Annotated in this window: 19 protein-coding genes and 1 pseudogene; 8 read left to right on the top strand and 12 right to left on the bottom strand. The window is 60.2% G+C overall.

The genetic code is table 11. The features are described from left to right. The first annotated feature begins 288 nt into the window (after window positions 1-288). Entirely contained in the window at window positions 289-2124 is a 1836-nt protein-coding gene (locus tag ACG873_RS31285) for a potassium transporter Kup (protein WP_394893786.1), read from the top strand. 848 nt (window positions 2125-2972) lie between these two features. On the opposite strand, the gene ACG873_RS31290 is transcribed toward ACG873_RS31285, so the two are convergent. The 3 genes from ACG873_RS31290 to ACG873_RS31300 form a co-directional block, all read right to left on the bottom strand. Then, window positions 2973-3452 carry a transposase gene (locus ACG873_RS31290; protein WP_394889810.1) on the bottom strand — a complete coding sequence of 160 codons (480 nt, stop codon included), beginning with the start codon at window positions 3450-3452 and terminating at the stop codon, window positions 2973-2975. A gap of 397 nt (window positions 3453-3849) precedes the next feature. Continuing rightward, the gene (locus ACG873_RS31295) at window positions 3850-3987 is read right to left on the bottom strand and encodes a hypothetical protein (protein WP_394889812.1); all 138 of its coding nucleotides are present in this window, start codon (window positions 3985-3987) and stop codon (window positions 3850-3852) included. Between the two features lie 582 nt (window positions 3988-4569). After that, window positions 4570-4869, bottom strand: a complete 300-nt coding sequence (locus ACG873_RS31300) for a DUF982 domain-containing protein (protein WP_394889814.1) — start codon at window positions 4867-4869, stop codon at window positions 4570-4572. A gap of 419 nt (window positions 4870-5288) precedes the next feature. Between ACG873_RS31300 and ACG873_RS31305 the strand changes: the two genes are divergently transcribed. Further along, window positions 5289-6152, top strand: a complete 864-nt coding sequence (locus tag ACG873_RS31305; RefSeq protein WP_394889816.1) for a hypothetical protein — start codon at window positions 5289-5291, stop codon at window positions 6150-6152. A 280-nt stretch (window positions 6153-6432) separates the two neighbouring features. Here the strand turns inward: ACG873_RS31305 and ACG873_RS31310 are convergent, their stop codons facing one another. Beyond that, window positions 6433-7149, bottom strand: coding sequence for a helix-turn-helix domain-containing protein (locus ACG873_RS31310; protein ID WP_394889817.1), 717 nt, complete (start codon window positions 7147-7149; stop codon window positions 6433-6435). On the opposite strand from ACG873_RS31310, the gene ACG873_RS31315 reads away from it, so the two are divergent. The 3 genes from ACG873_RS31315 (at window position 7133) to ACG873_RS31325 (ending at window position 10038) form a co-directional block, all read left to right on the top strand. Beyond that, complete coding sequence (locus ACG873_RS31315; protein ID WP_394889819.1) at window positions 7133-8395, top strand: trans-sulfuration enzyme family protein; 1263 nt, start codon at window positions 7133-7135, stop codon at window positions 8393-8395. The two genes, ACG873_RS31310 and ACG873_RS31315, sit on opposite strands and share 17 nt — an antisense overlap. A 169-nt stretch (window positions 8396-8564) precedes the next feature. After that, window positions 8565-9134, top strand: coding sequence for a histidine phosphatase family protein (locus ACG873_RS31320; protein ID WP_394889821.1), 570 nt, complete (start codon window positions 8565-8567; stop codon window positions 9132-9134). Between the two features lie 148 nt (window positions 9135-9282). Continuing rightward, entirely contained in the window at window positions 9283-10038 is a 756-nt protein-coding gene (locus tag ACG873_RS31325) for a carbonic anhydrase (protein WP_394889823.1), read from the top strand. A gap of 1478 nt (window positions 10039-11516) precedes the next feature. Here the strand turns inward: ACG873_RS31325 and ACG873_RS31330 are convergent. Continuing rightward, window positions 11517-11684, bottom strand: a complete 168-nt coding sequence (locus ACG873_RS31330; protein WP_394889825.1) for a hypothetical protein — start codon at window positions 11682-11684, stop codon at window positions 11517-11519. A 59-nt stretch (window positions 11685-11743) separates the two neighbouring features. Between ACG873_RS31330 and ACG873_RS31335 the strand changes: the two genes are divergently transcribed. Beyond that, a complete protein-coding gene (locus tag ACG873_RS31335) occupies window positions 11744-11938 on the top strand; it encodes a hypothetical protein (protein ID WP_394889827.1) in 195 nt (64 codons plus the stop codon). 402 nt (window positions 11939-12340) lie between these two features. Here ACG873_RS31335 and ACG873_RS31340 read toward each other — a convergent pair whose 3' ends face one another. From ACG873_RS31340 to ACG873_RS31365, 6 genes and pseudogenes are all read right to left on the bottom strand, one after another. Continuing rightward, window positions 12341-12910, bottom strand: a complete 570-nt coding sequence (locus tag ACG873_RS31340) for a sugar O-acetyltransferase (RefSeq protein ID WP_394889829.1) — start codon at window positions 12908-12910, stop codon at window positions 12341-12343. Between the two features lie 785 nt (window positions 12911-13695). Next, window positions 13696-15259: pseudogene (gene nifA / locus ACG873_RS31345) on the bottom strand (nif-specific transcriptional activator NifA). Between the two features lie 234 nt (window positions 15260-15493). Further along, a complete protein-coding gene (locus tag ACG873_RS31350; RefSeq protein ID WP_394889831.1) occupies window positions 15494-15646 on the bottom strand; it encodes a hypothetical protein in 153 nt (50 codons plus the stop codon). 427 nt (window positions 15647-16073) lie between these two features. Next, a complete protein-coding gene (locus ACG873_RS31355; RefSeq protein ID WP_394893787.1) occupies window positions 16074-17105 on the bottom strand; it encodes a LacI family DNA-binding transcriptional regulator in 1032 nt (343 codons plus the stop codon). A gap of 367 nt (window positions 17106-17472) precedes the next feature. Next, the gene (locus ACG873_RS31360) at window positions 17473-17631 is read right to left on the bottom strand and encodes a hypothetical protein (protein WP_394889833.1); all 159 of its coding nucleotides are present in this window, start codon (window positions 17629-17631) and stop codon (window positions 17473-17475) included. A 248-nt stretch (window positions 17632-17879) separates the two neighbouring features. Further along, window positions 17880-19313, bottom strand: coding sequence for a dicarboxylate/amino acid:cation symporter (locus ACG873_RS31365; RefSeq protein WP_394889835.1), 1434 nt, complete (start codon window positions 19311-19313; stop codon window positions 17880-17882). Between the two features lie 251 nt (window positions 19314-19564). Between ACG873_RS31365 and ACG873_RS31370 the strand changes: the two genes are divergently transcribed. Both ACG873_RS31370 and ACG873_RS31375 read left to right on the top strand, forming a co-directional pair. Then, a complete protein-coding gene (locus ACG873_RS31370; RefSeq protein ID WP_394893788.1) occupies window positions 19565-21436 on the top strand; it encodes a sensor histidine kinase in 1872 nt (623 codons plus the stop codon). Continuing rightward, window positions 21433-22812 (top strand): sigma-54-dependent transcriptional regulator, encoded by a 1380-nt coding sequence (locus ACG873_RS31375; protein WP_394889837.1) that lies wholly within the window; start codon window positions 21433-21435, stop codon window positions 22810-22812. Before ACG873_RS31370 ends, ACG873_RS31375 begins: the two co-directional genes overlap by 4 nt. Window positions 22813-22922: 110 nt before the next feature. Here the strand turns inward: ACG873_RS31375 and ACG873_RS31380 are convergent, their stop codons facing one another. Beyond that, window positions 22923-23159, bottom strand: a complete 237-nt coding sequence (locus ACG873_RS31380; RefSeq protein WP_394893837.1) for a hypothetical protein — start codon at window positions 23157-23159, stop codon at window positions 22923-22925. Between the last annotated feature and the right edge of the window lie 13 nt (window positions 23160-23172).

Below are 23172 nucleotides of genomic sequence, written 5' to 3' on the forward strand. Positions count from 1 at the left end.
AACGTGCCCCGCCAAGACAGCATGGTGCACGCGCCTAATTGCCGTAATGGCCGGCCTTCGCGAGCATAACAGTTGGGTGGCTGTCCCTCAGAATGGGCGCACGACGCGAGGGCACCCGCCAGAGGCTGCGTCAACAAAACCATTGCTATTGCGTCCCAGCAGGACTATCGGAGCCCGCCAGTCGGCATGGAGTAATCTTCTTTGGCCAATTACGACGCTGGCAGGCACGCCGCGCCCTCGCAGCTTGCAGCCAAGGAATCGCCGGGCCAGCCCAATCTCAAAATCTTGATGCTTGGTGCACTAGGCGTCGTGTACGGGGATATCGGCACCAGTCCCATCTACGCCCTTCGCGAGGCCCTGCATGCATCGACCGGCGGAAATCAGGCAGGACGAGAGGAGGTCCTTGGCGTCCTGTCGCTGATCGTCTGGGCGCTAACAATTATTGTCACCATTAAATATATCGTTTTCGTGCTTCGAGCCGACAACAGGCGAGAGGGCGGCACGCTATCGCTGATGGCCCTTGCGCGACGTGGTCTTTCGAAACGCTCGTCGTTGGTGATCCTGCTGGTTGGGATGTGCGGGGCGGCGCTGTTCCTTGGCGACGCCGTCATCACACCGGCAATCTCGGTGCTTTCGGCAGTCGAAGGTCTTGAAGTGATAACACCGGCCTTCAAGCCCTACGTCGTGCCGACCACGCTGATTATTCTGGCCCCGCTGTTTGCGGTACAGCGTTTCGGAACCGGCGGCGTTGCATCAATCTTCGGGCCGGTCACCGCGCTGTGGTTTCTCGCGATCGGGTCTTCCGGACTGATGCACATCGCGGACGATCCGAGCGTTCTAGCGGCGATTAACCCGCTCCATATCGCATATTTTCTCAGCCACTCGCCCGGCACTGCCTTTATGACGATAGGTGCCGTTTTTCTTGCGGTAACGGGGGCTGAAGCGCTCTACGCCGATCTCGGTCATTTTGGCCGCAGGCCTATTGTGCTGGCTTGGCTGGTGATCGTATTTCCATGCCTGCTGCTTAACTATTTCGGGCAAGGCGCGTTCGTTCTTTCCCGAGGTGGCACGATCGGACATCCATTCTTCGAGATGAACCACGGCTGGGCGTTGCTTCCGATGGTGGCGCTGGCCACGGCAGCAACGATTATAGCTAGCCAAGCCGTGATTTCCGGCGCTTATTCACTGGTGCGACAGGCCGTCCAGCTCAACATGCTTCCACGCTTCGAAATCCGGCACACCTCCGAAACGCAATCGGGGCAGATCTACCTGCCGCGCGTGAACCTGCTGCTCGCGTTGTCGGTGATGCTGCTGGTCGTCGGCTTCGGTGAGTCCAGCGCCCTCGCGTCAGCTTACGGCATATCGGTCACGGGCGAAATGGTTGTGACGACAATCCTGCTCTACGTCGTGATGAGGCGTATTTGGCGGTGGACGCTCCTCCCGGCGCTTGGCCTTACGCTCGTCTTCGGGGTCGTCGATGTCGGCTTCTTCTCGGCGAATATCATGAAAGTGCTCGACGGCGGCTGGGTCTCAATCCTTGTCGCCGGCGTGGTTCTCGTGGTTATGATGACCTGGGCGCGCGGAACCCGCCTCCTCTTCGAGAAGGCCCGCAAGAGCGAAGTCCCGCTCGATTTCATTGCCGAGCAGATGACTGCCACGCCGCCGCAGCTTGTACCCGGCACCGCCGTGTTCCTGACCAGCGATCGGACAAGCGCTCCGGCGGCGCTGATGCACAGCTTGAAACACTACAAGGTGCTGCACGAGCAAAACGTCATCCTGTCGGTGGTGACGGCGCAGGACCCGACCGTTCCGGACAGTGAGCGGATCAAGATAACGCCAATCAACGACCTCTTTATGCGTGTGACGATGAGGTTTGGCTATATGGAGCAGCCGAACATCCCGAAGGCGATGGCGATCTGCCGCAAGCAGGGCTGGAAATTCGACATCATGTCGACCTCCTTCTTCTTGTCGCGGCGCTCGATCAAAGCGTCGGCCAATTCCGGTATGCCGCTGTGGCAAGACCAGCTGTTCATTGGGCTTGCCGGTACGGCTGCTGACGCCACCCAGTATTTTCAGATTCCAACCGGACGGGTCGTCGAGGTTGGTACCCAAGTCACGGTCTGAACTGCCACTCCAGTGCCCCAGCCTGTTGGGAAGGGCGGAGCAGGACCAAAGCTTCCGAAGGGGAACAGGTACCGTTAGGAATGCCTGCCGGCAGGTCTGTAACGCGGCGAGCAGACCTGGTACCGCATTGCGGCTGCACGCCCGCTGCGTGATCGCAAGGCGCACGTTACCATGGTTCTAAGGGACTCCACTTCTTGTGGATCGTAGTCTTCCTGACATTGACCGGCACCCTCAAATCACAGCCAACTCAAATCCCGGCTGTCGGAACGACAGCCGGGATTGGTGACCTACTTCTGCACGATTCCTTCACATGGGAACTGCCTTCGACGCAATCAGCCGCCTGCCAACCTTCCAATTGCTCGACCACGAGTTCCTCGTCCCCCGACGGCACGCACCAGAGCACCGCGCCCTCGATTTCCATCCCCGGCTGCCAATCGCACGGCGACGGGGTGCTCTCGTCGGCGATTATGGGTCGAAAGGTTCGGCTGTTAGAAAACAGAGCAGCCGAACCACGCTGAGTTTACTGATAAGGATCGCTCACAACTCCGCGACGATCTCGATGCTATCCAGTTAGCCGCTGCATCATCTCAGTCTTCCGCCAGCCGGATTGCGAAGACGTCATTGGGAATAGCGGAACAAGCGTTGCCAAACTGCCTGTCGGAATAAATTAGCGCTGCGGCTTTGCCTGTATGAAGACCGCAGACAGCTTCCACCGCAATCGTGATCGCGGCCTCGCGAGCTGTAGCTGACCACTCGGCGCGAGACGCTGTTAGAGCGCGGCTCCAAAACACAGACAGCACAAGAGCATTCGACCCGATGCGAACGGCTGAGCTTTGGATCTGGCTGACTCAAGTAAGCCCTAGCTTTTTCCTGAGGTCAGCGTTTTCCTTCCGAAGCCGGTCGGCTAGGAGCTTTTTCAGACGGGCATTCTCTTCTTCAAGCTTCACCAGATCCCTGAGCTCATCGCTCGGTTTCGTCTGCCCGGCAGCCTTCTTCCATTGATAGTAGGTCTGTTCCGATATTCCGGCTTTCTGGACCGCCGCCTTGATGCTCTCTCCCCGTCCGATCTGCTTTTCGATCTCGCCGAGCTTTTGGGCCCTCTCTTTGTCAGAGTATGTTTTGCGCGCTGTGCGGGCTGCCGGGGACGCGACTGCTTTGGATGAAGACGCCTGTTGGCCTGACTTGGCGGCGCTGGGTCGTACAGCGCCTTCCTGCTTCCGGGTTGGCTTCCTCGGCTTAGCCGTCTTGTCCTTGATCTTAGGTGTCTGTTCCTTCACGGGCACCTCGGCTGGCGCCTGGTTTGACTCGGTTTCCTTAAGGTCGGCCATGAGACACTCCTAACGGTGTGAACATCTGTTCTCCCGTGCAGCATCAAGAACTTGTTGACTTTGTCAACACCGCCGAAAACCCTGCCGTTCATTGTGATTAACGAAGGCCTCAAGACCAGAGTTGGTCATGGTGTTGCATTCGACGCCATGACCCCTTCCGTTGAGATACCCGCGGCTTTCGAAGTCCGTCAGTTCGCGCGCGCTTCGGCGGCTTCGAACGCTGTGCGCCCCACGGGGTTGAACCCGGATTTCTGGAAGCGACCGCGAGGGTGTGCGGGCTTACCCCGATCGTTTTTGCGAACGCCCTGGGCATTGTTGACATCTCCGAACCCGCTCGAGATTGCTATCCGTTGCAAAGGGCGGTGTATCCTCAAGCTGGCGGGCGTTCGCGCCATAGTTACGAACTCGGCCGGCGTGGCACCGAGAATACGCGAGCGAAGGTGCGCGTGCTCATGGCGATCTTGTGTGCCAGATGATCAACAGTGAGCGGTGCGGTGAGATCGATGAGGACATATTCCTGCGCCTTCTGCATCATCGTCGCTTCGGACATCCGGCCGACAAGATGGGCGCTAAACTGTGACCGGCCCCGAGCAGATAGTGAATCATGATTCCTGAGAATGATATTTGCGAGAACTGCTTTCTACTTTCTACTCTAGGCACTTGTTTCCGGGGTTGCCGGAATTCAACACTATTGGCGAAGAGATGAGCACCGCGCTGCGCGAACGTCTGATTCATCGCTGCGAGATACGGAGTGCGGCAATGGCACTTCAAGAACCGCGCGTGATCATTCTCTGTGACAGCTGAGCCGCGCTCGCCAGGGCTTCGCAACCCCGACCAGTTCAGCCCGGTCAACGCTCACTTCCGGGAGCGCCGACAACAGGACGTCATTGAGGCATTTGCAGCAAACATCCGCCGTCTTGGCGCAGGCCTCCTGCTCCTTCAGCATCACAATGAAGTCTCCGTAAACCACGATGGTTGCATCGGTCCGTCTCGCGTTCGACGGACTCTACCCAAGTCTAGAAGAAGTTCTGGCTCTCAGGTCAATGTCCCTGCCCAGGCGCCGAGTGGCCTGGCATACGCGGACTCTTGGCGGCAAGACGCGGACCGGCGGCTGAGTCTACACCTGCACCTGTCCACCGCCTGTCGAACCAGCGATCCAGGGCATTGCCGCTTCGGGGTCTTCCAGGATTCCGGCTCGCTTGGCGAAGCCGACAAAGGCATCGCGGGCCACGCTCATCGGCTTACGGCCATCGTGTGCTTGGTAGCACGCGCGGAGGGCTGTTTCGTGGATCAGACTGCGGCGGGCCTCCGGCCATTCCTCCAGAAAGTCGATCGCGCCAGCGAGATCGACAATCTCCTGCACCAGGTACGATCCCTGCTTGATGAAGACGGGGCTTCTGAATGCCGTGACGTTCATTCGTTCCTCCAAATTGTCGAACGGCTCGGGTGTCTGAAAGGAGCCGCCGTTGGTATTGTCGGCGACCATTGCAGAATGTGTTGTCAGCCTGATGACGATTCAAGATTCACATGGCTTGAGATGACCCGGGAATTCGGGATAGCCCCCGGGCGCACTACACACTGCCGAGGCGCTGATCGCCGAGGTTACATCGGTTTGTGCATTCGCGGCCCAAGGGGTCGAAACAGCCACTTGGCTTGGGTGCACTCGACGGCGGGTTAATCGGGCCTGGCCAAACGCCATACCGATCATCCACTAGCCGATTGCACGACTGTGCATCTGATAGGGGCAGCCGGGCTAGAAAGTCACCGACTAATACCCAGTCGAGGCGTTCCGGCCGACGTTCGGCTTGTGTCTCCGTCGCCATCGATGGAGACGGAATGAAGACGGAGCTGCTTGAGGGCATGGCGGCGCGGCTGGCCTATGTCAGTCGCGTCAGTTTCCGCTCGGCGGCGCCATCTCCAAGACGCTCTGGCCAATGCTGCGTAGTGGCTACCTCGTCTACGGCCGGATTGCAGGACGCGTTTGCAGCGGCCAAGCAGCTTCTGGACAGGCGTTCTCCGGTGGCGGAGCAGGAGACACTGGCCTTACCCATCGAGAGCGGCGAACGGCGTGTGCACCGCGTGCCGCCGGCTGGATGGCGAGCGCCGAGCGACTCTGCTGAAAACGTTCTTCAACACGCATTGGCAATCCGCATCGTCATTGAAGGCGCCGACGCCGGGCTGCATGTCGTCGTCTGGTCCAAAGACCTCTGTCGGTCACTGGAGGACGTGCTGGTTGAAGACGCGCGACGGTCGGGCGTGGGCATCCATTTCATATCGCCACTGTACGGCCGCGAAAAGGATGAAGGCTGTGCGCCAGATCGAGAACGGTGTCGACTCCTGACGGAAGCGGGAAGCAACTTCCCGGACACTTCGGCTGCGTTCGTCGACGAACTCGCGTTGATCGGACGTTCCGTTTTCGATTCCATGCAGCGGAGCGGACCGATCCGGACGAAACGACTTTGGCAACGGCGAGACCGGCGGACGGTCTATCTGCGCCTGTCCACCCGGCCGCTGGAGCAGCCCACGCGATTTCGCGCGGAGCTGGCCCGCAACATCGTCAACGGTGCCTTGGCTCCGTCGGCTGGGGGGCGAATGCCAGTGGATCGTCGCCTGTCAGGGCGTCGCCTGAAGCGATCGCGCGACGGGCCTTCTCGCCGACCATCGCCGCGACGTCGGCGTACAGGCGATCACTTTGGCTGACTGTCTCAACGCACACTGGCAGGCTGCGTAAGTGCGCGCCAACGCCGAGCAACCGAAGGGACGCTGGGTCCGCTGTCGCCCGATTGCGAACTCGTCACCGTGATGGACGGTCACTCCGCGACACTTGCCCGGATCGGCGGGGTGAACGGCCACCGCGTCAACCCGGGTCGTCCAGCTTTTCGAGCGCGATGTGAACACCATCGTGTTCGCCGCCCAAGCAGTCTAATCCCGGACGCAGCAGTGCTATCTGAGGTCGCTTCCGTCAGCCGCCGTGGGAGGGCTAGTGCGATCGTACATGCGGTTGCGCAAGAGCCGGTGGAGACGCTGTCGAACGAGACGGACGGTTCATGTCTCCTCGTTCGAGCACAGCCATCGCAAACGAAACAGCCTCATCGTCGCAAGCCGCATAGGAATGCGGTTGGTCAGTGACCAATCGCGCGGCTTCGCCGGCATGCAGAACGATGGTCTCGGAGCCGACGGTGACCTTGAGACTTCCGCGTTGGACAGATACGAGTTCGCGCGTGCCGCGGCTGTGGGCCTCCGACCGATGGACGTCGCCTGGCGCGATCGTCCAGGTCCACATTTCGAACATTGTCCGTCCCGAGGTTGATGCTTCCAGTTTCGCAGCGCTGCCCTGAGGGGTTCTCCAAAGCGTTGCAGGCTTGGTCCTTTCGATCGGATTGTCCGTGATCTCTTGCGAAGTCTCTCCCAGCAGGTCGGTAACGGACAGTGAGAAGGCGACGGCCAAGCGGCACAAGACGCCGATGCTCGGGTTGGCCTTACCCTGCTCAATGGCCACGACGGTGCCCTTGGACAGGCCTGCGCGCGTTGCGAGCGCGTCAAGGCTCATGTTCCGCACCCGCCGCAGATGCTGAACCTTGGCCGAGAGCGCGGCTGCCAACTCTTCCTCCGTTGCCAACCCCGCTGCCTCGTCGGTCATTTTATTGACTTTTTTCGCTGCATCTTTTACGGTCACTATAATGACCGACGCAGACATTGCAACCACGCGTTCCACAACCGCAGGGATTGACGAGGATGCGTCACACGGCATCGGACTGCTCCTGGCGTCCTTCCGTCGTCATTCTCAACTCCAGCTACGCAGGTGCTCAATGCAATTCGAAACTAAGGCGGTACATGCGGGTCGGGGCGTCGATTCCGCCACCGGCGCCGTCGCGTTCCCGCTCCATCCTAGTACGACTTTCGAGCGCAGCGCCGACGGCAATTATCCGTCGGGATATCAGTACATCCGGGATGCCAACCCCACACGCAATGCCTTCGAGACGGCGATGGCCGCGCTGGAGGGTGGCCATGCCGCCGTCGCGTTCGCGTCCGGCATGGCCGCGATCACCGCTGTGTTCGAGGCGCATCCCAGCAAGGGCGGCCGCATCGTCGTCCCGGAGGACATGTACTTCGGCATTCGCTCACTGATCGAGGAAACTGACATCGGCCGCCGCTTCGAATTCGTCGCGATCGACATGCGAGACCTGGATGCCCTGCGCACCGCGGTCAACGCCGCGCCTACGGGCCTCGTCTGGATCGAAACCCCCTCGAACCCGCTCATCCGCATCGTCGATATCCGGGCGGCATCCGACATCGCACACGCGGCCGGTGCCTTTGCGGTGGTGGACAACACCTGGACGACGCCGGTCCTTCAGCGCCCGTTCCAACTGGGGGCGGATGCCGTCGTGTATTCCGCGACGAAATATATCGGCGGCCATTCCGATCTCATGGCAGGCATCGTTGTCCTCCCGGATGCTTCTTCGCTTGAACGCCCCTTGCGCATGATCCAGCGCCATAAGGGCAGCGTCGCCGCTCCCTTCGACTGCTGGCTCGCGCTTCGCGGGTTGCAGACCCTACCGGTCCGCATGCGAGCGCATTGTGATGGCGCGCTGAAGGTGGCGGAAGCGCTGAGCGAACACCCGGCAGTCGAGAACGTTCTGTTTCCGGGTTTGCGCGACGATCCGGGCCATGCTTTGGCCCGACGGCAAATGTCCGGATACGGTGGCATGCTTTCCTTTATCGTCCGAGGCGGCGCGGAGGCAGCTATCGCGGTTGCCGGGCGGCTCCAACTCGTGGTGCGGGCCACCAGTCTTGGTGGCACGCATTCGCTGATCGAACATCGGGCGTCTGTCGAAGGGCCAAAGTCGATTGCTCCGGCGGGGCTGCTGCGGATCTCGGTCGGGCTGGAGCATCCACAGGACATCATCGACGACCTCTGCCAAGCCTTGGTCCTGGCCGAGTGACGCGAGACACGGCGCAAACTATCCAACGCTTGCAAGCTCGAATTGATAGTGGCTCTCTTCAACTTGCGGACGGCAGCAGGCGGTGGAGCAAGGGATCCGGCACTGGTGGGCGAGACCCCCGATCTCCAGCCCGGCGAATAGGCCGGAACTGCTTCGAGGGTCAGAGCGAATGCCAATTGGACGCCGACAATTTCTCGCCCTATCGCTCGTGGCGACCGGTTTCGGGAAAGCGCGGGCCGCAGAGCCGTTCTGGGCGGAGGTGCAATCGGGAAAAGCCATCGTCCTGCTGCGCCATGCCGAGGCTCCGGGCTCCGGCGATCCACCCAACTTCAGCCTTGGCGATTGCAGCACCCAGCGCAATCTGTCGGAAGAAGGGCGGGCTCAGTCCCGCGCGATCGGCGATCTGTTCCGCGCGAACGGCATCGCCTCGGCGGCCGTCTATTCGAGCCAGTGGTGCCGCTGCCTCGATACCGCCCGCCTGCTCGGCCTGGGCGAAGTTGTGCCGCTCGACCTGCTCAATTCGTTCTTCGGCGACAGCTCGGCCGAACCGGCACGCTCGGCCGCTCTCCTGGACTGGCTCCGCGAGCAGCGCTTCGAGGGACCTGCCATCTTCGTCACGCATCAGGTCAACATCAGCGGCCTGACCGGTGAAGTGCCCGATCGCGGTGAGATGATCGTTGCGCGGGTTCACGCCGATCGTCCCGTCGAAGTCATCGGCCGGGTGCCGGCGCCATTCTGAATGATGCGTCAATTAGCCAGATTTCCGGCCCGACTGACACCGGCCATGTTCCCGCTCGGGCCCCCTTCCGGCGGGCGACACGCGCGGCGAAGACATTCAACTCATCCTCTGCGGACGCAGAGGCTATTAAAAGGAACGAAAGAACGACATGCAACGGCGCAATTTTATCAAGGGCTTCATAGCATTGGGCGCATGCGCGATCTGCGCGCGTGCAGCTTTTGCCGACGAAGGCGTCCATTGGGCTTATGAAGGGCAAGACGGTCCGGAGCACTGGGGCGCGCTCGACGGCGCGAATGCCGCGTGCTCGGCCGGCTCGCAGCAGTCACCACTGAACCTGACGGGCGCCATCAAGGCGGACATCCCGCAAATCGGCATCGACTGGAAGGTAGGCGGCGGCACGGTCATCAACAACGGCCACACGATCCAGATCAACCTGCCGGAAGGCAGCACGCTCACCAGGGGCGGCAAGACTTACGATTTGCTGCAATTTCATTTCCACTCGCCGAGCGAACATCTGGTGGAAGGCAAGACCTTCCCCTTGGAGGTGCATTTCGTCCATAAGAATCGCGAAAGCGGAGCGCTTGGCGTGCTGGGCGTCTTCCTGACACCGGGTGCGAAGAATGAGACGTTTGCTAGTCTGGCCGCGGTTTTCCCGGCACAGACGGGCGGCAAGGCTTCGGTCAAGGACGTTGAGCCCAACGGCCTGCTGCCGGCCTCGCTGAGCTATTGGAGCTACGAGGGCTCTTTGACCACGCCACCATGCTCGGAGATCGTCGACTGGATGGTGGTGCGTGAGCCGCTGCAGGTCGATGCATCTGACATCGACAAGTTCACCGCGCTTTACCCGATGAATGCGCGGCCGGTGCTGGCGCCGAACCGCCGTTTCATCCTGACCGCGAGTTGACACTACCTGGTGGATAGTCAGGGCCGGGTACGGATCGCGATGCAGCAACAGCTGTTCCGCGGCATCGCGATCCGCATACATGTCACAGACCAGCATTGCCGCATTTTTCATACCCGTTTCCGTAGGGCAAAGCGCACTTTCACATCTCTCATGCGAACGTGATGACCAGTTGGGCGCGGGCTGCCAGCCGGCGCGCGGCTTGGTTCATTCAACGGGTGAAGGCCCCACAGATGTAGAAGGCGTCGGTCGTCGTGATCGGTCCGAATATTCACGAGTTGGACAGAGAAAATGATGGCAACGGATATGAGTAGCCAAGGCACAAACGGCCGGCGCGACCAGTAGTCCTAATGCCGCCCGCGCCGGCCGGTGCGGGCTCCCTGCCGGTCAGCCGCAAGGCCCAATATACATCAAAAGCTTTCCCGTCGAAAAGCCCGTGGCGTGGTGCTCGGCACCAGCTTCTTCAGCCGAAAGCGGCCAGGACGATGGCAGCCGCATCTGCGCGTCGTGGAAAGGTCGGACCAATTTTATCCCTCTTTGGTCGGGCCGAGCTTTGGCTGAGAACCTCTCTGGCATCTTTGCCGAGCCCGCAAAGGCATTGCCCGTTGTGCCGTTCTACCGTTCCGGATGTGATCGGCGACGAAACGTGGCCGGCACGACGCAGGACGGTAGCCGCTAGGCACTTCACCGTCGGCGCTGTTCGCCGGTGGTCGTCTAGCATACGCATCGCCGGCTTCAGCATCTTGACCATGGCATTGCCGCAATCTTTGTATTTGAGCGTAGCCTGACAACAAAATACCGCGGGCAAAGATGGCCATCCCTGAATATGCGCGAAACGTGCCGCCTCAACGACGGGTGGGAATTCTCTGCCGCGGCGTCTGTGAGGTGCCACGGCACGCCGAGGCTAGTAAGGACAACTGGTTTAGGACGGAGGACGCCGTTTCGACCGGGTTGTACGCGACATGCCTCAAGTGTGGGTATCAGGCGCGGGATAACTACAACTGGGACTGGCTTGTAGGTTGAGGACTTCTCTGCCGCCCCGCCTTGTCTGTCCCTTGAAAAATGCTGGAACAACTCGTCGATTGCCCGGTTTCTCAAGTCAAGTGGGTCCCATCGCTGGTAACCCAAGAGCCCGCCGCTCGTTCGGCTCGCTCCAGCGGCGGGTTCTTCGCGTCTGGCGTTATGTCTGCGCGAGGATTGCCCTAGCTGAAGAATTCGGTAATTCGGCCGGCGGTCCATGCTGATAGATTTCTAGTACTCGAAAACGCCCGCGTCTCTCCGGAGGCGCGGGCAATTTTGGGTTCAGGTTTGGGGAGAAGTAGAAACGCCACGGAGCCAAAACCGGCGACGCTTGGAATGGTTCCAGTGGACTCGCCAAAACCGAATCCTGGCCGATAATTGCGCCGTTAGGTGAAAATCAGTGCAAATCCAAGTTTCATTCCTCGCCCCATAAATGGCCAATGTCGGAGCGTGGTTTGGGATTATAGCCGAGGTCGAATGAAAGCGATGCGGTCGGCGAGCGCCGGCGCGGGATCTTCGAGCGTATGGACCGCCGGCGAGAACGGCTCGAAGGAGAGCGGGCCGGCATAGCCCAGGCTCCGCAATGCGCGGATCTGGCCGACATTGTCCTCGCGGTCTTTCTCGTCCACGAGCACGCGATGCAGCGCATGTCGTCGAGCTGGACATCCTTGTCGGCGACGCCCGAAGTATGAACAATGCCGGTCATCTCCGCGAACAATCCGGGCTCGCCGGCGAGATGATGATGAAACGTGTCGTGCACCGGCTTGAAGGCTCCGATGGCTGCAGCTGGTTGTGTGCTGCTGCAGTCGCAGCGACGATCTTTCTTTTGTCGCGTGGTGAAGCCTCGGTCGTACCGCTCAACATCATCCTGCTCGCTCTTTGAGCATTCATTCTGTGGGGCCGGTAAGAAGGGGCCATCCCGCCGAGCGCATGAGAGACAGAGGAGGTGAAACCGCAAACGACTGGTGGTAGCTCCCGACTGAGGCCGTTGGTGAGGCAAGGGACGTCAACAATTCCTCGCACATCGAGCGACCGCGAACCCTCAAGAACTCACGGGCCTGCCGCTATGCCGGTGAACGTCTGCCCGGTGATGTAGCCTTTCCTGGCGAGATTAACCGCTGCGGACGCGACCTCGTCAGGCTGGCCGAAACGAGCCGATGGGCGTTTGGGCTGGCTTGATCGCATTGTTCGCGGCAGGTACAAACGGCAAATTGCTTCACAACAATTTCGGCATGGTTCGGCAGGCGGCACAAACCGCCAAGCTCAACGACGGCGGACCGCTTGCTTATGTCCTCTCCAAGGTCGTCAGGGCCGCCCGAGCCGGACTTCCCAAGACCTTTACCCCTGCGGGAACATCTCGCGTGACCACGCTGCCAGCGCCCACGATGGCATCATCGCCAATCGTGACGCCCGGAAGAATGATTGCTCCACCGCCGATCCAGACACGGCTGCCAATTCGGACAGGACGCCCGAACAGCAGCCCAGCTCTCCGTTGCTCGGGATCATGTGGATGAACGACCGTGTAAATCTGCACGGCAGGCCCGATTGCCGTTCCCTCGCCAATTATCACCTCTGCCACGTCAAGGAAGACGCAGTTGAAGTTGACGTAGACGCCCGTTCCGATTCGGATGTTGAAGCCGTAGTCGCAGTAAAAGGGTGGACGGATGACCGCTCCGGGCCCAACCTCTGCTAGCCGCTCGGACAAGAGCGCATGCGACCGCTCGGCGGTTTGGCCCAATGTATCGTTGTACCGCTTTAGCCAAGCCCCGGTGGCCATAAGGTCAGCTTGGATCTCCGGATCCGCCCCACTAAACGACTCGCCTGCGAGCATCTTCTCTTTTTGACTGCGCATCATAGTTCCTCGTCAGATCGTGTCCCGTGGGTAAGTGTAGGAATGCATAGCGGAGACGTTTGTGGCTTGGGATTGCCGCGCCCCGGCTCAAGAACGGGGCGGTAGCGTCGTCGCGACCAGCTCCTGCTAAGTCTTCAAGCGCTCGAGCGTCGCTCATGAACCGGACGCAGGTGCCATCCATCAGTCGGCAAATATCCAGCGGTCGAGGTTTATTCCTGCCGCACTCAGATTTGCGCTTGATGATACAGCGGTAAGTGATCGATGTACATGGATTCCAGCGCCTGGGCGGTCGCCTTGCCCGTGTTCCCTCCGCCCATTTTCGAGTCTGGCACTATGCGTACGGTCGTCCCGCAGATTGCACCGGGAACGTCACGAAGCGCTGCGACACGATCTTGATCTCCAAAGTTCGGACAAGGAATGGTCAGCAAACTCGGCCATGATTTCGGCTCGTCGTTCCAGTGTGTCGGGAGGAGTCTAACGCTAATGTCTCGCCCCTTGCGAAAGAGACAAAGGATAGTTGGCAGTTTTGCGTCGGACCACGTTTTCTTCCGTTTCAGGGTATCCGGCATGAGCTGACGGTCGGAGAGCAACATGGCCTATCAACTGGCATGAAAGCGCTGCCGTCACACCATCTTTGTAGGACGCTGACCGCCGTAAGGTTGGGCGGGCTGTCCTCGATCAGGATCGAATTGGCGCCGACAAGGATCCGCGTCCACTCCTCATCGGGCCAAAGGTCTGCCAACCCCCTACGCTTGACTTTGTCCTAGCCATCGTCCTCAGCTGATATTTCAGAGATGCTTTATCTCGATGCCGTTTTTCTTCAGCGCGTAGCCCATCTGGCGCGGCGTCAGTCCAAGCAGGCGAGCCGCCTTTGCCTGCACCCAGCCACATCTTTCCATGGCCGCGATGAGACGCTCTCGATCGACCTTCGCACCATTCAACGGGCCTGCGCCGGCAGGCGCTAGGGGTGCCTGATCGCTGCCCACAGGCGGGACCGCAACGCCGGCCTCAGCCGGTGGCCTGGCCGTCTGCACTGGCCCCCGTACGGTCGACGCCTGTTGCAGCACTATGCTATCTGATCCGCTCTTCCACAGCCGCGCGGAAAAGCACTGGCCGTAGCAGCAGGCAAAGTCGCTTCTGCAGATTGATGGTCCCTGTGCCAGAACCGCTGTCCGGTGGACGCAGCTTTGGAGCTCGCGGATGTTGCCGGGAAAAGGGCAGTCCATCAGAACCTTTATCGCATCCGCATCGAAGACTAACGTCCGGCCGTTCTCGTCGTTGAATTTCCTGAGGAACTCAGTGGCGAGGAGGGGAATATCACCGCGCCTTTCACGTAACGGGGGCACAAATAAAGGAATCACCGTGAGGCGATAATAGAGGTCTTCGCGGAATTCCTTCCGTGCAACCGCCTCTTCCAGGTTCTTGTTAGTGGCGGCAATCACGCGAACATTGACCTTAATGGTCTGGTTGCTGCCCACGCGCTCAAACTCCTGCTCCTGCAGCACACGCAGTAGCTTTGCCTGGAACGAGGGCGAAATCTCGCCGATCTCGTCCAGAAACAATGTCCCCTTGTCGGCGAGTTCAAAACGCCCCTTGCGCGAATTGATCGCACTGGTAAAGGCACCCTTCTCATGACCGAACAACTCAGATTCTAGGACCGTCTCGGGGAGCGCCGCGCAATTGAGCGTGACTAAAGGCCGGTTGGCGCGTGGCGACAGCGCGTGAATGGCCTTGGCGAATAGCTCCTTCCCGGTACCGGATCTCGCCCCGAAACAGAACCGTGCTGTTGGACTTGGCTACGAGCGCGATCTGCTCGAGCAGATCGTTCAGCGCCGGGCTGTCGCCAACGATCCCATTCACCTGAACCTTCTTACCCACCCGCGCGGGGGGCTTGAGTTCGGAGAACTGCTGTTGCAGCTGGTCCTTATCCGGCATCGCTCGCTCGCGGTCGCATGCAAGCGAGCGATGCAGCTTCACTGTCTGCCCCACCAAGTTGGCGATTATGGTAAGCAGCTGGACGTCGAAGTCGCCCTGGGACGTTGACCTGTCGTCAAGGATGCGGTCGATTGTCAGCGTGCCCACCACGTTCGCATCGACGCGAATGGGAACGCCGATGAACGACACCTGTATACTGTCGGAGGCCCCGAGCATGCCTAAGTCAGTGGGACTGAAAGCCGGATGCACCGCTATGTTCTCGGCGACGAGCGGCCTGTCCGTCGCCACAATCTGGTCCATTACCCTCTGCGCCAACCCCAGCAGGTAGCGCTCATCGCTGCCTTCGTTCCGGCCGGCGCCTTCGGCAATGTCCAGTTTGCTATCACCGTCGGAGAGAAAGATGATGCTGTGCCGCATCTGCACAAACGATCGCAGGAGATGGACCACGTTGGCCAACGTGACTTCGAGCCGGGAGGGAGCTGGACCGGTGAGAAGTTTCGATATTTCGGTGATACCGGCAAGCGCGCCTTCGAGCGACAGCACGATAGGGGCCGCGCAATTTGTCTCGGATTTTGCTACATGCAGCACGACGGCACCTCCTTGGCACTTTGTCCGGATTTGCGGGTATTGTGTCGCATGTGATCCTCGATCTCAAACCACAGAATCGATGCGCGCGGCATTTGCGCCCGCGACGTCGTTGGCCCCTAGACTTCCTCGACCAATGGCATTCGCGCCGGCGCCGTCGTTGACAGGCACCAGCACGAGCGTCTTCGCCCCGCAGACTGCCACACGATCGGTGAGCATGCTCGCTCGGTCAAGCGTGCGGGCGTTCGCTCATAGAAGCGCTGCAAAGGCACTGACGGAGATAATGGTGACTCTCGCTTTGGCGGCGGCAGACCGCGACCTCCGCAGCCGGCATGCCGTGCAACAAGATTGCTGCCGAGATTGTTGCCGATGTCGAGTTCTGTCAGGCCCAGGCCCTGGTTGCGGGCAAGCGCAAACGCCTTCGTGTCAAGTCTGGGCGCGCCAATGTGTTCGAGTGCCACGCGGGGCGATGCTTGGTGCATAGCTTCCTTCCATGAACCGGACCGTCGTTCTCGGCCGACCGGCTTCTGCCAGCTGCAACCGCACGTCGACCAAATGAAAACGAGGGAGGAAAGTCAATCGCGCTATCGCGCCATCTTTCATTTGCGAAAGAAAACTCGGCGCTGATGATAGACCTTTCATTGCTTCAAATGGTTTCCGGCAGATGGATGTCGAACGGCAGAAATGTCTGCCCTGGCGTCTCCGTGGTCCCAGTGCTGATGGACTGGGCCATCAGCGTCACTAGCTCCTGGCAAAGCCGGGGCAATGGCGTGGAGACCGCCATCGTTATAATGTCATCTGCGAGCGCCGCCCTCGACTCCGGCGTGATTTCATTCACGATCACGACGAGACCCTGAGCTTTGCCGCCCTCGCGGAGCGCCGAGATGGCGCCCTCCATGCCTCCACCGGCGACATAGAAGCCGACGAGCTCAGGTTGTCGCTGCATGAGACCCAGCGTGGTTTCGTAGGTGATTTGCCGTTGCTCAAGGTTCACGACCGTATCGAGGACTTCGAAACCTGGAGCGTTCTCACGGAAATAGGAGCGGAAAGCTACATCGCGGAGCTCTTGCCCCTGGAACCGATGGCTACCGACGAAGACCGCCACCTTGCCGGGCCGTTTTGCGACCTTGGAAAACAACCAAGCAGCCGACCGTCCGACCTTTCGGTTGTCGAGGCCGATATAGCCCTCACGCACGCCGGAGGCGAAGTCGGAAAGCAGCGAGAAAACCGGAATGCCTTTCGCCTTGAGCTCCTCGACCGCTGCCGTGATTTTCGGGTGGTCCGGCGCGACCATGGCGATCGCGTGGCAGCGTCCGCCAAGGTCCTTGAGAAGAGCGGTCACATCCCCCGGCGCATTCGAGGATGCAAATTCGATGAGTGGAATGCCGTGGAAAGACTGGTCCAAACTAACCGCTGCTTTGATCTCGCGCGCGAGATCTTGATAGAAATGCTGGGCGGGTTTTCTCAAGATGAAGCCCAGTCGATATTGCGGCAAATCTCGCTGCAAGCGCTGTTTGATGAGGCCGGCAGCATGATACCCGATAGCGTGGGCGGCCTCGGAGACGCGTCGCTTAGTCTCCTCGCGCACCGGATGTCTGGCGTTCAAAACCCGATCGACGGTAGCCACGCTGACTCCGGCTTCTCGGGCAACATCGGCAATTGTAGGACGCTTTGCCATGGTCCAATTCTCATAAACGGTCATTGAGGGAATGCAGAATTCTGCACTGGGTTGATGCGCCTGCGGGTGTTTCTTCTCCCGGATCCGGCGGCGAAGCCGTGAAGGTGAAGTGCTCGCCGGCAACTTAAAGCGGGTGACATGGGCACTCGGCCGACGATACGCCTTCCGGGTTGCCGGTGACGTCGTGGCCGTCTCATCGGCGAGCGAAGCCATGGTGAGGCTGGTTTGTCTCCAGTCAGCCAATTACCCCTAAGAGGAAGCTCGTTAAAAGGCGATCGACAGCGCAAGCAGCGCGGCGTCAAAGACAGTTCTCAAGTCCACCGGGCGGCAAGCGGTTGAGCGACGCGCTTTACTCACGAACGCAGTTTCATTCTGCGCGATATTCGCTTCGCCTGAGCCGGCATAAACCTTCGCGACTCGCAAGCTGACCCGGCCGGCGGGATGAACAGCTTGCATCAAGCGTCAGCGTGCCGATGTTGCCGAAGAAGCCGTCCTGATTGCGGATGGATGTTCCGATCTGCGGCATTTCTGCTGCTCCTCTCGATGGTTGATGGATGAAGCTTGTCTCGAAGGCTCCCTGCCTCCTGGTTAGGCGAGCAACTGGGTGGGCAGTCGAGCCGGTGCTGCCGCCAGCGCTAACTCGTTCGTGCCTCCAATGATACCCGGTGCATTCGACGAACAGCACTCCAGGCGTTCACGGCGGCGCCTCGGTGTGCGTTCGTTTTTGTTAGACCGCCCTTACTTTTGCACCCCCCGAATTTAGCGCTTCTGATTTCATCGGCCCGCGAAGCCCTGTTTCGAGCCCTTCGGGTGATTGTTTAGTGCTTGTGAGAAGCCCGGCGACTTATCAGGCGCGATGCTGCGACTTGATTCGGCGCGGAGCGCCATCGGTGGTTGGTCGGCTAATATCTCGGCAGATTTGTGACCGCCGAAGGCGGCTTCCAATTGCGCTTGGTCCAATTCACCTTCCCAGCGGGCGATGACGAGCGATGCCACCGCGTTGCCGACGAAATTCGTCAGCGCCCTGCATTCCGACATAAAGCGGTCAATCCCAAGGATCAGAGCCATGCCGGCAACCGGAACAGTCGGCACTACGGAGAGCGTAGCGGCCAGCGTGATGAAGCCGGCACCGGTGACGCCTGCTGCACCCTTCGAGGAAAGCATTGCGACGAGCAGCAGGAGGACCTGGTCGCTGATTGACAGATCTGTATTCGTCGCCTGCGCGATGAAGAGGGCCGCGAGCGTCATGTAGATATTGGTGCCGTCCAGATTGAAGGAATATCCCGTCGGAATGACGAGACCCACGACCGAGCGCTTGGCGCCGGCCTTCTCCATTTTCTCCATGAGAGAGGGCAGCGCCGCCTCCGACGAAGACGTTCCGAGGACCAGCAGCAGCTCTTCCTTGATGTATCGAAGGAGAGAAAATATCGAGAAGCCGTTGTAGCGACATACCGCGCCGAGAATCCCGAACACGAAGAGAAAGGCTGTGAGATAGAACGTCCCGACCAGCAGGGCGAGGTTGACCACCGAACCGATGCCGTATTTGCCAATCGTGAAGGCCATTGCTCCGAAAGCGCCGATCGGTGCGGCCTTCATCAGGATGCCGACGAGCTTGAAAATGGGGGCGGTAAGCGCCTGGAGAAAGCATGTGACCGGCTTGCCCGTCTCTCCGACCATCGCCAAGGCGATGCCGAACAGAACCGAGAAGAACAGGACCTGCAGGATGTCGCCTTCCGCGAAGGCGCCGACGATCGTTGATGGGATAACGTTCATCAAGAAGCCGGTCACGGACTGCTCGTGGGCCTTGGCAGCATAGGTATTCACCGCCTGGATGTCGAGCGAGGCCGGATCGATGTTGAGGCCGGCGCCGGGCTGGACGATATTGGCGACGATGAGGCCGACGATAAGGGCGAGGGTCGAGAAGGTGACGAAATAGACCATCGCCTTGCCAGCAACCCGGCCGACCTTCTGGAGATCGTTCATGCCGGCAATGCCGGTAGCCACAGTGAGAAAAATGACAGGCGCGATGATCATCTTGACAAGCTTGATAAAACCATCGCCGAGTGGCTTCAGGCTCTCGCCGATCTCTGGATAGAAATGGCCGAGTGCGATGCCGAGCGTGATTGCGGCAAGCACCTGCACGTAAAGCTGGGCATAAAGGGGTTTGCGGGGCGCAATGCTTGCGCTGTCGGCTTGTGGCGTTAACATGTATTTCTCTCCCTGACCGGATTGGGGCGGGCTCTTCACCCCTTCCCATCGCTTCTCCCGTCGCTGCGCTGGTCGAACGCTGCTGCGATGTGGTCGCAAGCGCCGTGCCAAACCAAAATCGACGGTATCCCCCGGTCTCAGGTAGTTTTTTCGAAGCGTGCGCAGCAAGTTTGTGTGGTTTTCCGCACTGTTCGCCTTCCCTTCTGGCGGAACTCCGCACTATGGTCGTCAAGGTCGGTCTGAAGAATGCGATGGCAGAAAACGATATTGGCGAGGGCGCCTTCCAGCGCGCCCCATTGGTCTTCTCTGGCAGGTCGGCGGTCGGTCGATCTCTCTGGCTTGTGGTTTTGCTTGCGCTGGTTGGTGCAGCTCTCAGTTTTGTCGTCCTTGCAACGGGCCGCATCGCCGGCGCCAGAGCCGAAGATGTCTTACGCGACCGTGCTCTTGCCGCGCTTCCGCTTGCAGCCGACAGTTTGAAAGGTGACGTTGAGAAGCAGAGAGTGATTCCGCTGGTCCTGGCACGCGACGGTGCGGTTCAGGAGATGCTTCGCAGTCCGAGCACTGCCACCGAAGCCGCGCTCGATGACAAGCTTCGCGCCATCGGGCGCGACGCCGGCTCCTCCATGATCTACGTCATTGATCCTGAGGGCATAGCGGTTGCCGCGAGCAACGCCGGCGAGCCGACCAGTTTCGTCGGCAGCGATTTCCGCTTTCGTCACTACTTCACCGAGGCGATGGCGAATGGTAGGGCTATGCAATATGCGCTCGGCACGGTTAGCGCGCGGCCGGGGCTCTATCTGTCGAGCCGGGTTGATGGGCCGGAGGGGCCGCTCGGTGTTGTCGTGGTGAAGGTGGAGCTCGACCGGGTCGAGTCGAGCTGGCTGCAGAGCGGCTTCGTGGTCTTCACGACCGATGAGCGCGGCGTTGTCCTTGCGACGAGCGTACCCCATTGGCGTTTTGGCGCTCTGTCACCGCTTTCTGAAGAAGAGACGGTAACCGCCCGCGATCGTCTCCAGGTCCCGGCCGCGACTTTCGAGCCGGTGCCGCTTTCCCGCGGTGGCGGCAATCTGGTCACCGCAAGTCCTGCGAATCGAACAGCCAGTTTCGTTGAGGTTTCGCAGGATCTCGGCGAAGCACTTCCGGGCTGGCGCCTGTCGTTGCTCATTCCCGCTGACACCGAGATCTCCTCGGCGGCCATGACAGCACGCGTGACGACGCTGCTTGCCCTCCTTCTCATTGGATTCGGTACTTTCGTTGTTGTTCGACGGCGGCGATCCATGCGGCAGCGGCAAGACGCGCTTGTGTTCATGAATGCGGAACTGGAACATCGCGTCAAGCTGCGAACGGCTGAGCTCCAGCGCTCGAACGAAGCGCTCGCCGGTGAGATCGTCGAGCGCGAGAATGCTGAGGCAAGAGTGCGCCGCTTGCGCGATGAACTCGCCCAGGCAAACCGCTTGTCAATACTGGGACAGATCGCGGCCGGGGTCGCCCACGAGATCAACCAGCCTGTGGCCGCGATTCGCACCTATGCCGAAAATGCCGCGCATTTCGTTCAGAGCGGCCGGTCGCACGAAACCGCCGGGAACCTGAGCTCGATCGTCGCCATGACCGCCAGGATCGGGACGATCACCGAAACGCTAAGGTCCTTCTCCCGCCGCGCGACCGGATCGGTGGAACCGGTCCCAGCAGAAGACGCGGTCGATGGCGCCCTGTCGCTTCTTTCAGGCCGAATTCGCGATTCGGGGGTTACGATCGAACGAAAGCGGATCGACCCATCTCCGATGGTCATTGCAAGCCGCATACGACTGGAGCAGGTCCTCGTCAACCTTCTCCAGAACGCGCTAGACGCCCTGAAGGACCAATCGGAGCCCCGGGTCGAGATCGCGCTCGCCGAGAACAGGGAAATGGTCGCAATTTCCGTTCGGGACAACGGACCCGGCCTTGCCCCCGACATTCGCAGGAGCCTCTTCATGCCGTTCATCACCAATAAGGAAAAGGGCCTCGGTCTTGGTCTGGTCATTTCGGAAGAGATTGCACGTGAGCTCGGCGGCTCGTTGCGGCTCGATGATGCCGGATCCGGGAAAGGGGCTTCCTTCACAGTCGAGCTGAGGCGCGCGCCATGAGTGCTGAAAAAGGGCCGGTCATTTTTGTTGACGATGACGAGGATCTGCTGCGCGCAGCCACGCAAATGCTGAAGCTCGCTTCCTTCTCCCCAAGCGTTTTCGGTTCGGCCGAGGCCGCGCTCGCCAGAATCGACGAGAACTTCGATGGCCCCGTTGTAAGCGACATCCGCATGCCCGGGATGAACGGCCTTCAGCTGTTCGAGCGAGTGAAGGCTATTGACCCGGACATTCCGGTCGTCCTGATCACCGGGCATGGCGACGTCGAGCTGGCCGTTGCCGCCATCAAGGACGGCGCCTACGATTTTATCTCGAAACCGTATGCGACCGACCGGCTTTTGGCGACGCTGCATCGGGCTTGGGAGAAACGGCAACTGGTCCTGGAAAACAGACGTCTTAGGGATGCGGTCGTTCAGTCCGCGGGCGATATGCCGCTCATCGGGGAGGGACCGACCATGAGCCGGCTGCGCGCAACGCTCCGCCAGATCGCCGATACCGATGTCGACGTCCTGGTGGAAGGCGAGACGGGCACGGGCAAGGAGGTGGTTGCGGAACTGCTTCACCGCTGGAGCAGGCGACGTACGAAGCCCTTCGTTGCGCTGAATTGCGGAGCGCTGCCCGAAAGCGTCATCGAAAGCGAACTATTCGGGCACGAGGCGGGCGCCTTTACGGGCGCGCAAAAGCGCAGGATCGGTCGCATCGAGCATTCGAACGGCGGGACTCTTTTTCTCGACGAAATCGAGTCGATGCCACCTGCACTCCAGGTGAAGCTCTTGAGGGTGCTTGAGACCCGGCAGATTACGCCGCTCGGCACCAATGAAAACCGCAGCATCGACCTTCGTGTCGTGTCGGCTACAAAGGCCGACCTCGGTGATCCGGCCGCCCGCGGAGATTTCCGGGAAGACCTCTATTTCCGGCTCAATGTCGTGACGCTTCGTATCCCGCCGCTTCGCGAACGGCGCGAAGACATCCCAATCCTCTTTGGGCATTTCCTGGAACGCGCATCCAAACGCTTCGGCAGACCAGTTCCGGACATGAGCGCTGCCGTGCGCGATCGCCTCAAGAGCCATCACTGGCCCGGCAATGTCCGTGAACTCGTGCATTTCGCCGATCGCGTTTCATTAGGACTTGAAGAGGTGAGCGCGCCCGTTGCACCCGGTCGAAAGGAAGAAGGGGTATCAAACCTCCCCTTGCCCGAAAAGGTCAGCCTTTATGAAGCGACCGCCATCCGCGACGCTTTGCAGGAATGTGGCGGCGACGTCAGGCGGACGATCGAATTCCTGGGAGTTCCCCGCAAGACCTTCTACGACAAGCTGAACCGCTACGAGATAGACTCCGCCGATTATCGAAAGAATCGCGAGTCTTCGAAGCCTTCTTGACCTCGCAGATCCCGAAAGGCTGCGATGACATGCGGCTGGCGGGCGCATGGCCGGCTCCATCTCGGCGCTCTGCGTGCAGGTAAGGTGATCTCGTCGCGACGTGAATGAAATCACGCAGAGTAGCGGCGCGCGCAGACGACGTTCGTCACCATGGCGGTCGCCACGCCACTGCGCCGGCCTTGCCAGGAGTTGATGACGCTGATGGCCTGGGCCATCGAGACCCCCACCGCAGGGAGCCCCGGGGCAAACATTTCTGCCGTTCGACATCTATCTACCGGAAAATGACGGAACTGATGAAAGTCTATCATAAGCGCCGAGTTTCCTTTCGCAAATGAAAGAAAGCGCAATTGACTCTCCTCC

The sequence above is a fragment of the Allomesorhizobium aridi genome (genome assembly GCF_043769475.1).
Lineage (GTDB): Bacteria > Pseudomonadota > Alphaproteobacteria > Rhizobiales > Rhizobiaceae > Allomesorhizobium.

Coding starts and splice junctions, on each gene's coding strand:
- ACG873_RS31285 (WP_394893786.1), top strand. CDS start 289: ATGCTTGGTGCACTAGGCGTCGTGTACGGGGATATCGGCACCAGTCCC.
- ACG873_RS31290 (WP_394889810.1), bottom strand. CDS start 3,452: ATGGCCGACCTTAAGGAAACCGAGTCAAACCAGGCGCCAGCCGAGGTG.
- ACG873_RS31295 (WP_394889812.1), bottom strand. CDS start 3,987: ATGATGCAGAAGGCGCAGGAATATGTCCTCATCGATCTCACCGCACCG.
- ACG873_RS31300 (WP_394889814.1), bottom strand. CDS start 4,869: ATGAACGTCACGGCATTCAGAAGCCCCGTCTTCATCAAGCAGGGATCG.
- ACG873_RS31305 (WP_394889816.1), top strand. CDS start 5,289: ATGAAGACGGAGCTGCTTGAGGGCATGGCGGCGCGGCTGGCCTATGTC.
- ACG873_RS31315 (WP_394889819.1), top strand. CDS start 7,133: ATGACCGACGCAGACATTGCAACCACGCGTTCCACAACCGCAGGGATT.
- ACG873_RS31310 (WP_394889817.1), bottom strand. CDS start 7,149: ATGTCTGCGTCGGTCATTATAGTGACCGTAAAAGATGCAGCGAAAAAA.
- ACG873_RS31320 (WP_394889821.1), top strand. CDS start 8,565: ATGCCAATTGGACGCCGACAATTTCTCGCCCTATCGCTCGTGGCGACC.
- ACG873_RS31325 (WP_394889823.1), top strand. CDS start 9,283: ATGCAACGGCGCAATTTTATCAAGGGCTTCATAGCATTGGGCGCATGC.
- ACG873_RS31335 (WP_394889827.1), top strand. CDS start 11,744: ATGAACAATGCCGGTCATCTCCGCGAACAATCCGGGCTCGCCGGCGAG.
- ACG873_RS31340 (WP_394889829.1), bottom strand. CDS start 12,910: ATGATGCGCAGTCAAAAAGAGAAGATGCTCGCAGGCGAGTCGTTTAGT.
- ACG873_RS31350 (WP_394889831.1), bottom strand. CDS start 15,646: ATGCTCACCGATCGTGTGGCAGTCTGCGGGGCGAAGACGCTCGTGCTG.
- ACG873_RS31355 (WP_394893787.1), bottom strand. CDS start 17,105: ATGGCAAAGCGTCCTACAATTGCCGATGTTGCCCGAGAAGCCGGAGTC.
- ACG873_RS31360 (WP_394889833.1), bottom strand. CDS start 17,631: ATGCCGCAGATCGGAACATCCATCCGCAATCAGGACGGCTTCTTCGGC.
- ACG873_RS31365 (WP_394889835.1), bottom strand. CDS start 19,313: ATGTTAACGCCACAAGCCGACAGCGCAAGCATTGCGCCCCGCAAACCC.
- ACG873_RS31370 (WP_394893788.1), top strand. CDS start 19,565: ATGGCAGAAAACGATATTGGCGAGGGCGCCTTCCAGCGCGCCCCATTG.
- ACG873_RS31375 (WP_394889837.1), top strand. CDS start 21,433: ATGAGTGCTGAAAAAGGGCCGGTCATTTTTGTTGACGATGACGAGGAT.